This is a genomic window from Candidatus Similichlamydia epinepheli (genome assembly GCF_003056015.1).
Genome location: NZ_PPEU01000004.1, coordinates 15,608 through 29,788 on the forward strand (window position 1 = coordinate 15,608; position 14,181 = coordinate 29,788).

The window sequence follows — 14,181 nt, forward strand, 5'->3', positions numbered from 1 at the left end:
ACAACAACTAATAAGTCGAGGACACTCTGTGAAAACTATATCTAGACTGCATGTCTTGTTTCTTATCTGCTCAATAGGCATCAATTCTTTGCACGGAAATTCGATCAAAGTTCAATCAAATTTAGATTACAACAACCATCAAACCAAAAATTGTATAAGCATTTCATCCTGCATTCTTACAAAAGAAGAAATGAAAAAAGTTCAAGGAGGAGCTTGGCCATTAGACTCAATGGGTCCAATTTCTACGATATTAGAAGCCGCCTCCGTTATTGGTTTTGCCATTTACAAATCTATCACTCAGAAAAAACTGAGATCAGAACAAGAAGAAAGAAGGCAAGCCCTGGAGCAACAGAGGGCCGAACTTTTGAGAGAAGTAGAACAATTGCGAGATGCCATAGACGCACGAAACACTTTAGAAAATGTTCAGTAGCCAAAATTCACCATGTTGTAAAGTAAAGTTTCTTTTATTAATGGTGGCAACATTCTCAATATTTTGTTCGAATAGCCACCATAGAAATCGTTTCATTGAAATTTACTCAACGAAAAACAGTAGTAGCTTTGTCAAAAAAAGATGGAGAAGCGTTGTTCGACAAAAGTATCCATTTTCATGTGGGACAGCTTCTCTTGCTACAATTCTATCCTTAAATGGCCATTTAATCTCGGAAGAGACGCTTCTTTCTCAAATTGATCTTTCCCAACCAATCTCCTTTGCGACGTTGGCAGAATGTGCAAATAAGTACGACCTGAAAGGGAAAGGTTACCGAATGACCTGGCCTCAGTTCTGTTTCTTATTTCGTGATCCATGTATTGTCGCATTAAACCAAAATGGTGAAGGTCATTTCACTGTCTGTTTTCATGTAGACATTCTCCGACAACTGGTTGTTTTGGGGGACCCCAGTTGTGGAATTCGGATTATTTCTGCGGCACGTTTTGCTAAGTTATGGAAAAATCCTGGGGTCAATTGGGGGTACGTCCTTTTTTTTGAGAAACAGAAGAAAAATTTATCAGTAGTGAACGAGCTCTCTAAAATGATAATCCCTAACTGTGGACGGCATCTTGATAGGAATTCCCCGCTAGGTATAATGAGAGGCCTTCGTTAAAATTCCAAACCCGTATTTGTTTTCCTGTGTCTTTTTGGCGACTGTAACTCAGTTGGTTAGAGTGTCGGATTGTGGATCCGGAAGTCGCGGGTTCAAGTCCCGTCTGTCGCCCAACTGTTTTATCTTTAGAAAACAATTCTTCCTATAAAGTCACCAAGTTGAATAAATGTCTGTGTCCCCAGACAGAATGCGCTTGGTAGGTTTTGGGTTATGTCTGAAAAGTCGAAAGAGCACTCTCCTCGAGGTTTAAAAGAGGTAAAAGGCTTTCTCCTGGCCTCGTTCGGCACATTGTTTTTCTTATCTTTGATAAGTTTTAGTCCGCCACCGGAGTCTGCGAATTGGCTTGGGCTTGTCGGCTTCTGTACAGCTTTTGTTTCACGTTTCTTGCTTGGATTATTAGCGTATCCAATACCTATCTCGCTTTGCTACCTAGGGTGGAAAATTGGTCGTCACCATTTGGACGTTAACATTCCCTCTAAGCTTCAAATTTCGATGGTGGTTTTGGCCACCTTTTCTTCCTCTCTTGTTTTAAGTGTACTTTCTGAGAATTTGACTACTTTTACTTCTTTTGCCGCACCTTGGAGCTCATACTCATCTGAGTTGAACTACACTCCTCTAGGTGGGCTGCCAGTTTTTTTTATCTATAAATTAATGCCGTTCTTCAATCTGGCCCTTCTTTTTGGGCCGATCGGCAGTGCTCTCTTAGGAACTTTGGGCGTATTTTTTTGCTCGGGATTTTTCATTTATCAAGTTGGAGTTAAAAAATTTATAGAAAAAATGAAGAGGAAAAACGCACAAACAGTTTATTTCTTAGAAAAAAGCGCCCTTTGTGTTGGCAAAACCTGTCACGTAACAGGTTGCTTCTTACTTAGTAACCTTTATCGAATTCCCGTTAGAAAAGGATGCAGGATTATAAAAAAAACTTCGTTATCCATTCTGGATACGTTATTTCTGGTCACACGAAGAAGCCTTATCGGAATCTCAGTAACAATTAAGGGCAAACCGTTTTCAGCTAAGCCCCATCCTGCACTCATCAAAGAGGAAGCAAAAATCTTTGCACCAATTCTTCAAATTCAACATGTATCTCCTTCTTACGACTCATTCGGTACACAAGAGCTTTCTGATTACATAGAAAAAAGCAATATCACAGCAGGTTCCACTTATCATAAAGAGGAGGTAGCCCCCCCTATTTTTGAGCAAAGCAAAGAAGAAACTCTTGGAAAGGATCCATCAATCTTTTTAGAGCCAAATAGCTTCGAATCATCTCCAAATAGTGAGACGGCATCAATCCCAGTTCCAATTTTTACCCAAACCAGTTACCAACTTCCCCACTGTTCATTATTAAAAGAGCCTTCTTCTGAAATAGACAAACAAGACCAGATTTTAGCGTTAAGAGAAGAGGCATCTCGATTAGAAAACGTCCTTAGAACGTTTGCGATTGAAGCAAAAGTCGGAGAGGTATACCAAGGGGCACGTATTACCTCATTCGAAGTGCATCCGGCTACCGGGGTAAAGGTACAACGAATCAAAGCTATTGAGCGTGATATCGCTCTCAATATGGAAGCTAAATCCATACGAATATTAGCACCTATACCTGGGAAAGCCGCTGTTGGTGTTGAGATCCCTTCGCTTTATATACGACATGTGAACCTTAGATCCTTGTTAGAAGGCTACCTTGGCCAAGAAACATCTATGGAAATTCCACTTTTGTTGGGGGAGATGATTTCTGGTGAGCAGGTTGTGGTCGATTTAGCGAAAATGCCACATTTGATAGTAGCTGGAGCAACAGGCTCAGGTAAATCCGTCTGCATCAATTCCATTATTATGTCGATCCTTATGACCCGAACTCCAGATCAAGTTCGTTTGTTGATGATCGATCCAAAGAAAGTCGAATTATCATGTTACACTCCTCTACCGCACTTAATTGCCCCCGTTATAACTGAAACGCAAGGTGCTAAAGAAGCGTTCAACTGGTTGATAAGAGAAATGGAATGGAGATACGAAATACTGAGGAGGCTCGGGCTTCGTCATATTCGTAACTTCAATGAGAGAGCCCCTAATGAAAATGAAAGTGAGCTGTTGGGTGTTGATGTCCCCAACAAGATGTATTTCATTGTCGCAATTGTTGATGAATTAGCCGATCTCATGATGACCAGTTCGACACCCGATATTGAATGTTCTATAACGCGAATCGCTCAAAAAGCTAGAGCCGTTGGGATTCATCTTGTACTCGCTACACAGCGACCTTCCCGTGAAGTAATTACTGGATTAATCAAAGCCAACTTCCCGGCTAGAATTGCCTTTAAAGTTTCCAATCGCGTTAACAGCCAAATTATATTGGATATGGTAGGTGCAGATGAATTACTGGGTAACGGTGACATGCTCTTTCTTTCTCCTAACCATCCACACCCAATTCGAGCGCAAGGTGCATATGTTCAAGAAGAAGAGATAAGATCTGTAATAGATTTTATTTCTCAGCGCACCAGCCCCAATTACATAGTCTCTTCATTCGATGAGCATATCTCAGAACATGGTGGAACAAGACTTGGTGCAGATCGCTTAGAAGATGTCCTATATGACCAAGCTGTAAGAATCATCATTGAAACTGGAGTTGCTTCAACAACTTCGTTACAACGTAGATTAAAAATTGGTTATCCACGAGCAGCAAGCCTAATTGACGAAATGGAACGACAAGGAGTGGTAAGTCAGCAAGATGGTTCAAAACAAAGAAAAATTCTTATAGGAAAAGGAGATTTCACGTCACATTCACTAAAAGACCCAGATGAGTTTTGACTTAGTCAGTTGGATCTGATAGCATGAGCCGCTTTTTCAAGGCGGCATAGCCAAGCGGTAAGGCAAGGGCCTGCAAAGCCTTTATTCCTCAGTTCGAATCTGAGTGCCGCCTTTTTTGTGTCTGAAGGCGTTGAAGTGTCTGTTTTGTACTAGGTCAAGTGCCCTGTATAATTGACACAGTGTTTACGTTTTGATAGAATCCTCCAACGGTTCTTCCGGGTCTAAAAAGAAGGGAAGAAGACTCAGGTCAAGATTTTAGGAGGCTTTTCTGTGTCGAAAAACTCGAAAGAAATTCTCTTTTCTGAAACTGCTCGTCAAAAACTTGCTGACGGCATTGGTAAGCTTGCTAAAGCGATATGCCATACATTGGGTCCAAGGGGCAAGAACGTAGCATTAGACAAAGGCTGGAGTTCGCATTCAGTAACGAATAACGGAAATACAATCCTTAGGTCAATTTGCCTGGAAGATCCATTTGAGAATTTGGGGGCCCAGCTTTGCCGAGAAATAGCAAACAAGCTAAAAACTAAGTGCGGTGGTGGCTCATCCACAGCTGTGCTTTTGTTTCATCAGATGGTTGTTCAATCTGTACGACAGATCAACTCAGGTGCCAGTCCTGTTTTGTTGAAAAAGGGCATGGAAAAGGCCATTTGTTATCTGACTAGAGCGATTGAGGAGGCCAGTATTCCCGTTTCCTCTCACGAAGATATACTTGCCTTGGCTAAAGTGTCTGCTCATGGAGCTTTTTCCGAAGAGATTGGAAAAATAATCTGCGACACAATTGAGAAAGTTGGAAGAGAGGGCGTCGTTGCGATTGAAAGTGGTCGTTCCATGGAAACTACTGTCGAAATAGTGGAAGGAATGAGACTGGACAGGGGATACCTGAGCGCTTATTTCATAACAAATCCAGAAACTCGAAGAGTAGAGTTAAAGAATCCGCTCATTTTGGTATCTGATCAGAAAGTCAATTCCATTCAAATGATCTTGCCTATACTTCAGTCTATTTCTGTTACTCGACAAGAACTATTGATAATAGCAGACGAATTTTCGAGTGAAGTGATCTCTACTTTGGTGTTGAACAAACTGAATGGCGCCTTAAAGGTAGCCGCTATGAAGGCTCCTGGATTCGGGGATCAAAAGAAGGGACTTTTAGAGGACATTTGCGCTCTTACCGGGGCTCAATTCATTACTGAGGATCTTTCTCGCTCCCTCAAGGATGCAACTACAGAAATGCTTGGAGGGGCCTCTCAGGTAATCCTTACAAAAGATCACACAACGATCATAGAAGGGAAAGGCAGTGCTGCTGATCTGACATCGAGATCGTCTATCGTAAAGAAAGAGGCCGATCTTGCAGAAAATGATTACGATAAAAAAAGGCTTCTTCAACGTGCTGCCAAGTTACAAGGTGGGGTTGCTGTCGTAAAAGTTGGGGCATCCTCAGAAACAGAGTTAGACTATAAGAAGCAGCTTTTTGAAGACAGCCTAAGTTCTACACAATCAGGCATGTCCAAAGGTGTAGTTTTTGGCGGTGGCGTTGCTTTGTTTCATTCTAGTCGAGGCCTCTCTAAAACTCTAAAATTGGATGGAGATGAAGCTCTTGGAGCACAAATTGTTGAGCATGCTTCTGAGTCACTTTTGAAACAGCTAGCTGAGAATAGTGGAATGAATGGGGACGTAGTTGTTTCTTCAATTTTAGAGCATGGGAAACCAACTGTAGGATTCAATGTTATAACTCGTAGTGTAGAGGACTTCAGTAAGGATCAAATTGTTGAGCCAACTGAAGTAGCGATTGAATCGTTGACACATGCAGCCTCTGCTACTGCTATGGTAATCATTTCAGAAGCTCTTATAGTGGAGATTCCGCCTGCTAAAGGCAAAAAAGTAGCTCATCCGGCGCACATGTAGTGTTGCTACCAATTGCTAGGCTCGTGTTTAAGGCTTTTCTCTTTTTCTCGAGCCTTTCTTTTATTTCAATTGCTTCTGCTGTTTTTTTCTGTTTGGAAACCAAATAGTAAGTTTCCTTGTTTGGTTACTCTAGTCCTTGACTCTGACTCTCCTGTAAGTTCATCTCTCATTTCTTCTTTAGGACTTGCCACTCAAGAAATTTACATAGAACTTTTTCGCTTAACAGATCCACAAATAACGTCGATTCTTTGTAAGAAAAAGAAGGAAGGAGTAAACGTAAATATTTTCTTAGATTCTAAGTGTAAAAGAGACAGTCAAATTAGACGTTTAAATCGTCTTTTGCCTGTGAAATACGACAGTCCTTTTCGACTTATGCATAGAAAAGTTGTTGTAGTAGATCGAAAAATTTCTTGGATTGGATCATTCAACTTCACTAGAACTGGTTTTTATCTTCAAAAAAATTCAATGTTAAGAATTGAAGATGAAAGTGTAGCTTCATTCCTAAGTAATCCTATGTCTGAGAAGTATGCAAATTTCTCAATTGAAGGTATATCATTACAAATTTGGAAACTTCCTCCCGCTAAAGAGGCTCTACATACAATTCGCTGCTCTGTTAGAGAAGCTCATAGTTCTATCCAAGCTGTTCTTTTTTCTTGTTCGCATCCCCAGTTGGTTGATGATTTGATTGACGCTCATAATCGTGGTGTAGAAGTCCAAATTATCCTTGATCAAGGACAAAGCATGAGCACATCTAAAAAAGCGATTCTACGTTTCATGAAGGCAGGGATTCCCCTATTCATATACAGAGGCATCCAAGATCTTCACCATAAATTCGTTTTTATCGACGATAATATAGTATTTTTAGGCTCTTGTAATTGGAGCAAGAGCGCTTTTTCTCGTAATAGAGAATTACTTGCGAAGTTAAATATACAAAACGGACCATTGAAATACAAAGTGAAGGAACTGTGGAAAAATTGTTTTTCACAGGCCGTTCCCATTTCTATAAGTTAACCCAAGCAATTTCCTTCTCAAAACTTCCCAAAGTGGTGAACCTTTCGGCCAATCCGAGTCTAAAAATATCTCATTAAAAAAAGATGCGAAAGCCCCTCTTAGCACTGGATAAAAGTTAGACAACACGTCTTCGATTGAAGAGTCATTACCCCATGCTAGATGATTAGGCCAAGAAGGATAATCTCTGTTAGAAAATCCTAGTAATAACCCTTCATTTCTATGTATCTCATTAGGATTGATCCATGAAATTTGTTTAACTGATTTTTTCATATAAATATTTGTACATTTCAGTTCAGGCTGACCACAGACTAAGCAAACCTCTTCAAAAGGCAAAAGCCCTTCCCTCATAATTTCAATATTGTTGGAAGTAATTTTTATTATGGTTGATTCCAATCCAATCGTGCGATTCGTTCCAAAATCCAAGCAGGGAAAATCTTTACCAAAAGTGTTCTCCACTTCTTCACAAGAAACAGCAGGAAAGTCTCCAGAAATATTTGCGGAAGAAACTACCAAATTGCCCGTCTTGTCCAAAAAAGTTTGCAGGTCAGGATGATAAGGAACACGAAATCCTGAGAATCCCAAAAAAGAAGGGTAGATTGAATATGTATCACTCAGTTTTGATTTAGGTAGAAGCATCGTACAAGGTCCAGGCCAAAACGCATCGATACACACTCTAAAATCGCTTGGCAAATATATTGACTTTCTAAGAAAATCCCTCAGCCTCGGCCTGCGCGATAGCAAGGTTACGAATGGTTTGCATGTAGGACGTTTCTTGATAGCGAGTAGTTGCCTAAGCGCCTCTTCGTTATTCGCTTGAACTGCCAAACCAAACACTGTATCAGTTGGAAGCGCGATAACTTCTCCTGAATTTAGTCTATTTCTGGCTTCTTCTTCCGAGATTCGCATTTTGGGCCAGTTGTATTATTCTTGAAAAAATCATAGATACCGTGAGGTGTAGTCTATGGACTTTTCCATCATTCTGGCAAGAAGTGTTCAGCTATTTTTTTTGCTGGGGCCTCTATCTAGCGCTCCTATCGTGGTTACTATCACCAGGAAAATGTCAAAAAAAGACGGAGTAGTGCTCGTTTTTAGGGAGTGCTTGTTTGCTGGATTACTTTGCATTCTGTTCAATCACGGAGGCGCTTCCGCACTAGCGAACCTCGGAATTTCTATCCATGCTCTAAGATTTGCTGGTGGGATATTGCTTTGCATTTCAGCTCTAGGATTTTTAGGGATTATTGGATCTGATTCTAATGAGATCTCTCCAGATAAAGTTTTCTTGGTTCCTATTGGATGCCCGATGCTTGCAGGTCCTGGAACCTTATTTACTATTGCAACATTCAGTTCGGAAGAGTCAATTGTTACTGACATTTCGTGCTTATTTGTAGTATTGTCTTCGATCTTTATTTTACTTGGCTTTCAGTGGAAATCTAATGTATTTCCTAAAACCATTTTGCTGCTTCTAGAACGTCTGTCGGGGTTATTTATAATGGGTTTAGGCTCTCAGATGATTTTGAAGGGATTTTGGAATTTCTCAGATTCTTCATAAGAGGACTTAGAGGGAAAAATGAATTGGGGAACTGGATGTTGGTGCGGAAGTGGAAAAAAATGGAATCGTTGTCATTTTCCGGTCATCGACCCGAATGCAGATTTAGAGACAGTCTCACAAATATACAGAAAAACTTGGCGAATAATTGTTAAGAGTGGTCGACAATTAGAAGGGATGCGTAAAGCTGGTTCAATTGCTTCCAGTATTCTTGGGACTCTTTGTGAAGAAGCAAGAGAGGGTGTTTCTCTTTTGGAGTTAGAGGCTATTTCAAAAGATTTACATAAAAAATTTGGCGTTATAGCTGCTCCCCTTGGATACGGCTCTCCTCCTTTTCCTGCCTCTATTTGTACGTCTGTCAACGAAGTTATATGCCACGGAATTCCAGACTCTTATGTGTTGAAAAAAGGAGATGTGTTGAATATAGATGTCACAGTGATTTGGAAGGGTCATTATGGTGACACAAGTAGAATGGTCTGCATCGAACCTGTTAGTCACAAAGTTCGTTCTCTAGTTGACGCGTGCAAAAAGTCTATGGAGCTCGGCATCGACGTTGTGCGACCTGGCAATAAAGTTTCAGATATAGGGCAAGCAATATCTTCTTTCGCAGAGGCGCAAGGGTATTCAGTTGTCGATGAGTTTGTTGGACACGGTACAGGACTACACTTCCACGAAGCTCCTAACATATTTCATTCTTTCAACGATGTCGATATCCCATTCTATCCAGGAATGACGTTCACCATAGAGCCCATGTTGAATTTAGGTAAAAAAGAAGGTGTGACCGATCTAAACAACGGATGGGTAGTTAGAACAGTAGATGGCCTCCCGAGTGCTCAATGGGAGAAAACCATTCTCGTTACTGAAACCGGTCATGAAATATTAACTCCCTACAATTAGCTCTCTCCATCAAATTCGAATAGACGCTCCATAGCGTCCTCTAAAATAAAAGCTAAAACTTTAGGATCTCCATAAGAGGACATATTAATAGAAAGTTTTCCATCTGCACCATCAGAACACGTCACGAACACATACCACTCATCTCCCTTGTCCTGAATCAGGTTTAGAAGTTTCCCATTAGGACAGGGCTGGTTTGGACAGAATGAGTTCTGTCGCTGTAACTGCCTCATGTTTTCTTGCATGGTTTCTCCTCCTATAGAGCCGTTATTGACAACAAAGGATTTTCCGCCAAAATGTCTCTCGCATGGAAAAAGATCTCATTTGGTCAAAATCCCCTTGTATTGACCTGAGTAACGAAACGTCCTACAATTTCTAGCTTGGAAGGGTGGCAGAGTGGCCGATTGCGTCTGTCTTGAAAACAGAAGTGGGGAAACCCACCGGGGGTTCGAATCCCTCCTCTTCCGAAGCACAAATATCCCCGGATCCGACAACTCCGATCACCCCTCGCAGTTTTGTATTAATGAAGTTATTGTCCTTTTTAAAAACAGAGAATCATTGCTCCTTACTTATCTCCTGCTTTTTACTGAGCTGCGACATGGTACTGACGAAAACAGTCATACATTCTCTGTTTATCACAAAATTTGGGACAAAACACATTCCTATTGTCTGGCTCCTATTTGTTCCGCTCTCCATTCTAGGAACGTGGCTTTATTCTCAAGCACTTGTGAAGTGGTCTCCCAAGCAAATTTTTTCTAGACTGTTATCTTTATCAGCCTATGCGAACTTTAGTCTTGGTTCTTTGTTTCCTATTGGTAGAGTCAGTTTGATGGTTCTATGCCTTTGGCGAGAGCTTTACCCATTATTTCTTTTTCAATCTCTATGGGGAATTGTTTATGGCAGAAATAGAAGCGGTTCTGCAAACCATGGTCTTTACGGCGCAATGTTCACCACAGGTGCAATAGGCTTAGTTGTAGGAAGCTTGCTCTCTAGCTCTCTCGCATCGTTCGATAATCCTCCTGTTTTCTTTCTTGTGAGCTCTGCGATTCTCTTATTTTTAAGAACACAACAAAACTCATCATCTCAAATCACTTCCCTAATAAAACAAAGCACTCTAAGTTCAACAGAAGAAGACGAAGTAACGTCTATGTCTCAGATTCCCGGCCTCTTGTGGATGGCAATCACAATAATATTATTGCAGATTTTTTCTTGTTTACAGGAGTTCTTACTCTATCACACTATCGAAACGCATGTATCGGAAGAGCTTTTAAGAACAAAATGTTTCTCTAATATCTCCTTTTCCATCGGCATTTGTTCTATTTTTGGACCTCAACTAGTCAGCTGCATTTGCAAAAAACTCGATTATAGATCATTCCACGTCCTTCTTTTTCTCATACTTGGCTGTATGCTTTGGGGTAAAAAAGTATTTGGAGATCTAAAAGGAGAAATTTTAATTTTTTGTCTTGTTCGTGTTTTCGACACAAGCTCTTTTGTTCCAAATAGGGAGAGGTTTTATTCTACTTTGGCAAAAAAGAAACGCCTTACAATAACCACATTTTTCAATATAGTACTTAACAGAGGCTCAAAGGCAATCTTAGGGCTTCTTTTATTTGTATTATCATCTCTTTTTGATAAATCCACTATTATATCTTTAGCACATGTTGTTTCTTTTTCAGGATTATCTCTTCTGCTGGCTTTACATCTGATCTGGCTTTGGAGTGACACTTGTAATCTGAAGAAAAAGCAATCTGAACAAGAGTCGGCAATTAGTTCACAAGATCCTTTTCCTTAATAAACTGTTCTCCTTCCTCAATTAACTTTCGTAAAAGAACAACAGATTCAACAGGGAACTCTCCTGAAGCACTCTCTTCAGAGAGCATAAACCATCGTGCGCCATCTAGCACCCCATTAAAAACATCAGTCACTTCTGACCGATTGGGAATAGGCCTGTTGCACATAGAGGAAAGAAGTTGCGTAGCGAGGACAGATGGGAGCCCTTTTAGATTTGATTGATAAAAAAATCTCTTTTGAATGCTTGGGAGTTTGTGAATCTCCACTTGCACGCCTAAATCTCCACGAGCAAACATCACTCCATCGGACTCATCTAAAATTGAGTTCAACTTATCAATTCCGTAAGACGTCTCAATTTTCGACATAATTCTAATACTGGTTAGACCTCTTGTATTCAGCTCATCTCGGAGTTCCCTTACTTGAGAATGATGGTTCACAAATGAGAGCGCAATCCAATCAACCCTCTCATGCAAGCATAGTTCAAGGGCATTTCGATCCCTCTCTGTCAAAGCAAGCTTATGAGTGCCCGCAAAAGACGATAATGTAACGCCTTTTCGTTCACTTATTCTCCAACGATTCTTCACACGCAAATGAATTCTATCTAATTGTGTGTCCATCACCTCACATGTTAAGCACCCACTATCCAGTCGGACCATTTCACCTGGAGAAACTTTATTGAGAAATTGAGGATGAGAAAATGGAATCCAATACTTTTCTATCGAAGATTCATCCTGTGGAACAAGCCAGAATGACTCCCCTTTTTCGAAAAGCAATTCTCCACCAAATGTTCCTAACCTCAAATCAATTCCTTTAAGGTCTAAAATTCTTGGAATCATTTTTCCGCTATCCCGCTCTACACTACTAACAAGAGATAGTAGATCTAGGTGATCTTCCAACTGTCCATGAGCAGTATTAAGCCTCACCATATCCATACTGGACAACAACATCTCAGACAAAACATTAAAATCCGAAGAGCTTGGACCTAAAGTGCAAATAATTTTTAATTTGTTCATTTCTAATACTTACTGTTTGTGACAGACACGAACAAGTGCCATTTTTTAGATTTTGTGCGAGGATGACCCATCTCTAAACAAAATCATGAGATTATTACAATTCATGGCCTCTTTCATTCGCATCAAAAACGCGCGAACGAACACCCTAAAAGGTATTGATTTACAGCTTCCAAAAAATAATTTTATAGTGTTTTGCGGCCCATCTGGATCGGGGAAGTCGTCTATGGCCTATGACACCCTATTCTCAAAAGGGCAACGCTCCTATCTTCAAGCTCTCTCTCACCAATTAAAACAACTACACGGCATCCCGGATACTGCTGTATGCGATTCGATTGAAGGGTTGACTCCCATAATAGCAACTAGTCAGCGACCTGCTATTCAACAACAACGATCGACTGTTGGAACTGTGACAGAACTTTCTCATTACATACAAGTTCTCTTTGCCCATGCAGCTGTTCCGCATTGTCCTGTCTCCGACAGGCCACTTGAGCAGCAAACCCCGAACCAAATAGTTGATACTATCCAACGAATACTAGAGGGCACAAGTGAGAATTATTTTCTATGTGCCCCTTACGTAAAGAAAAAGGGCATGCTCAGAGATGAACTTGTGCTTGTAGCAAAGAAAGGATTCAATTATATCCGCGTAAATGGCAAGATCGCCTCTGTTTTCTATCCTCCGCAAAGAAAAGCAACTGAAATTAATCAACTGGACCTTTGTGTTGATCGTTTTCGACCAGGCCACGATGTTAATAGAGAGAGACTATTAGAAAGTGTAACTCAAGCTCTAGATCTTGGTAATGGAGTTTGCTGGCTTGTTCAGGAAACAGGAGAGGACGAGCATTTTTTTTCTCTAGAAGCCTACTCGAGCACCACACATCAATCTTTTCCAAAGTTACAGCCGGAACACTTCTCTTTTAATTCTACACAAGGCATGTGCGAAAAATGTCAAGGATTAGGCCTGATTGAAAATTGGGATCTTTCGTTAGTAATCAACCCACATGCATCTATTAAAGGCAAATGTTGCCTGATCGCAAATGAGTACTCTTCTTTTCCTGCTCAATATATATACCAAGCATTAGAGCGAGAAGTAGGTCTCGACCCAAACTTGCCGTGGAACGCACTAAATGAAAAAGCTCAACATGCTTTTCTATACGGTTATCCTAATCTACAAGTTGTATTCGAGCATCCAGTTCACAAAAAAAAATGGGAAGAGACAATTTTTTGGGAAGGAGTTATTACACAGGCTTGGAATCGTTATCAGCCGACAAAAAAAGGTAAAAACAAATGGGCCTCTCTTTTGTCTGACGCCCCTTGTCCTCTTTGTCAAAAAGCGCGCTTAAAGTCATATCCAAGAGTCGCTCGACTAAATGGAAAAACATTCCTTGAAGTCAATCAAATGAGCCTAACTGAACTTCTAGAATTCTTATCTAGCTTTTCATGTAATGGCGAGAAAGCACTTCCTTTTAAGGATCTATTGGAAGAATTACAAAAGCGTCTTCACTTTTTAACAGAAATCGGTCTTGATTACCTTGTGTTGGGACAATCATCTCGGTCTCTTTCAGGTGGTGAACTACAAAGGTGTAGACTAGCAGCACAAGTCGGTTCTGGACTATCTGGCATGACATACATTTTTGACGAACCATCAATTGGTCTTCACCCACAAGATATCCACAAGTTGATCAAAGGATTCCGACATCTGCGAAACAAGCAAAATACAGTCATAGTCGTAGAACACGACGAAACTACAATCTTTTCGGCTGATTGTGTTGTGGAATTCGGTCCAAAAGGCGGAGACGAAGGAGGTCAAGTGACTTTCATCGGCTCACCATCACAATTGCTCATGAAGAGATCATTAATTCCTCAGATGCTCAATGAAAAAGTCATATCCAAAAGTTTTAGCGAACCATCGTCTCGCTTACAACTAAATAATGGGTCTAAACGAAATATCAATTCTCTAGATCTTTCTCTGCCTCTAGGTAAATTGGTCGCTTTCGTTGGTGTTTCTGGATCTGGAAAATCTACCCTTGTAAGAGATTTAATTCTTCCAGAATTGAATCACTTACTTAAAGGATTCCCTAGTAAAGTATCGATAACAGATCCAAATGCGATTCAACAGATAATTGTAATAGAT

12 protein-coding genes and 3 tRNA genes are annotated in these 14,181 nt (G+C 40.5%); 12 read left to right on the top strand and 3 right to left on the bottom strand.

The annotated features are described in order from the left end of the window. Positions 1-28 precede the first annotated feature (28 nt). The 7 genes from GCCT14_RS00620 (at position 29) to GCCT14_RS00650 (ending at position 6,806) form a co-directional block, all read left to right on the top strand. Positions 29-430 carry a hypothetical protein gene (locus GCCT14_RS00620; RefSeq protein WP_157952413.1) on the top strand — a complete coding sequence of 134 codons (402 nt, stop codon included), beginning with the start codon at positions 29-31 and terminating at the stop codon, positions 428-430. A gap of 40 nt (positions 431-470) precedes the next feature. Next, positions 471-1,100, top strand: coding sequence for a C39 family peptidase (locus tag GCCT14_RS00625; RefSeq protein ID WP_157952414.1), 630 nt, complete (start codon positions 471-473; stop codon positions 1,098-1,100). Positions 1,101-1,137: 37 nt separating this feature from the next. After that, positions 1,138-1,211: transfer RNA gene (locus GCCT14_RS00630), tRNA-His, on the top strand. A 99-nt stretch (positions 1,212-1,310) separates the two neighbouring features. Next, complete coding sequence (locus GCCT14_RS00635; protein WP_108623769.1) at positions 1,311-3,893, top strand: FtsK/SpoIIIE family DNA translocase; 2,583 nt, start codon at positions 1,311-1,313, stop codon at positions 3,891-3,893. Between the two features lie 40 nt (positions 3,894-3,933). After that, positions 3,934-4,005 (top strand) — tRNA-Cys (locus tag GCCT14_RS00640). A 158-nt stretch (positions 4,006-4,163) separates the two neighbouring features. Beyond that, a complete protein-coding gene (locus GCCT14_RS00645; protein WP_157952415.1) occupies positions 4,164-5,795 on the top strand; it encodes an Hsp60 family chaperonin in 1,632 nt (543 codons plus the stop codon). Between the two features lie 12 nt (positions 5,796-5,807). Continuing rightward, positions 5,808-6,806, top strand: coding sequence for a phospholipase D-like domain-containing protein (locus tag GCCT14_RS00650; RefSeq protein ID WP_108623771.1), 999 nt, complete (start codon positions 5,808-5,810; stop codon positions 6,804-6,806). On the opposite strand, the gene GCCT14_RS00655 is transcribed toward GCCT14_RS00650, so the two are convergent. After that, entirely contained in the window at positions 6,777-7,712 is a 936-nt protein-coding gene (locus GCCT14_RS00655) for an L-threonylcarbamoyladenylate synthase (RefSeq protein WP_108623772.1), read from the bottom strand. The two genes, GCCT14_RS00650 and GCCT14_RS00655, sit on opposite strands and share 30 nt — an antisense overlap. A 55-nt stretch (positions 7,713-7,767) precedes the next feature. Between GCCT14_RS00655 and GCCT14_RS00660 the strand changes: the two genes are divergently transcribed. Continuing rightward, positions 7,768-8,355 (top strand): MarC family protein, encoded by a 588-nt coding sequence (locus tag GCCT14_RS00660; RefSeq protein WP_108623773.1) that lies wholly within the window; start codon positions 7,768-7,770, stop codon positions 8,353-8,355. 18 nt (positions 8,356-8,373) lie between these two features. Beyond that, complete coding sequence (locus GCCT14_RS00665; RefSeq protein ID WP_108623774.1) at positions 8,374-9,249, top strand: methionyl aminopeptidase; 876 nt, start codon at positions 8,374-8,376, stop codon at positions 9,247-9,249. Here GCCT14_RS00665 and GCCT14_RS05520 read toward each other — a convergent pair. Further along, positions 9,246-9,380 carry a hypothetical protein gene (locus GCCT14_RS05520; protein ID WP_275655978.1) on the bottom strand — a complete coding sequence of 45 codons (135 nt, stop codon included), beginning with the start codon at positions 9,378-9,380 and terminating at the stop codon, positions 9,246-9,248. The two genes, GCCT14_RS00665 and GCCT14_RS05520, sit on opposite strands and share 4 nt — an antisense overlap. A 248-nt stretch (positions 9,381-9,628) precedes the next feature. Between GCCT14_RS05520 and GCCT14_RS00675 the strand changes: the two genes are divergently transcribed. After that, a tRNA-Ser gene (locus GCCT14_RS00675) sits at positions 9,629-9,713 on the top strand. Between the two features lie 260 nt (positions 9,714-9,973). Beyond that, entirely contained in the window at positions 9,974-11,038 is a 1,065-nt protein-coding gene (locus GCCT14_RS00680; RefSeq protein ID WP_157952416.1) for a hypothetical protein, read from the top strand. Here GCCT14_RS00680 and pyk read toward each other — a convergent pair. After that, complete coding sequence (gene pyk / locus GCCT14_RS00685; protein WP_108623777.1) at positions 11,013-12,050, bottom strand: pyruvate kinase; 1,038 nt, start codon at positions 12,048-12,050, stop codon at positions 11,013-11,015. The two genes, GCCT14_RS00680 and pyk, sit on opposite strands and share 26 nt — an antisense overlap. Before the next feature lie 223 nt (positions 12,051-12,273). Between pyk and GCCT14_RS00690 the strand changes: the two genes are divergently transcribed. Continuing rightward, the coding region (locus GCCT14_RS00690) for an excinuclease ABC subunit UvrA (protein WP_478209983.1) at positions 12,274-14,181 on the top strand (1,908 nt) is incomplete at its 3' end.

Coding starts and splice junctions, on each gene's coding strand:
- GCCT14_RS00635 (WP_108623769.1), top strand. CDS start 1,311: ATGTCTGAAAAGTCGAAAGAGCACTCTCCTCGAGGTTTAAAAGAGGTA.
- GCCT14_RS00655 (WP_108623772.1), bottom strand. CDS start 7,712: ATGCGAATCTCGGAAGAAGAAGCCAGAAATAGACTAAATTCAGGAGAA.
- GCCT14_RS00660 (WP_108623773.1), top strand. CDS start 7,768: ATGGACTTTTCCATCATTCTGGCAAGAAGTGTTCAGCTATTTTTTTTG.
- pyk (WP_108623777.1), bottom strand. CDS start 12,050: ATGAACAAATTAAAAATTATTTGCACTTTAGGTCCAAGCTCTTCGGAT.
- GCCT14_RS00665 (WP_108623774.1), top strand. CDS start 8,374: ATGAATTGGGGAACTGGATGTTGGTGCGGAAGTGGAAAAAAATGGAAT.
- GCCT14_RS00625 (WP_157952414.1), top strand. CDS start 471: ATGGTGGCAACATTCTCAATATTTTGTTCGAATAGCCACCATAGAAAT.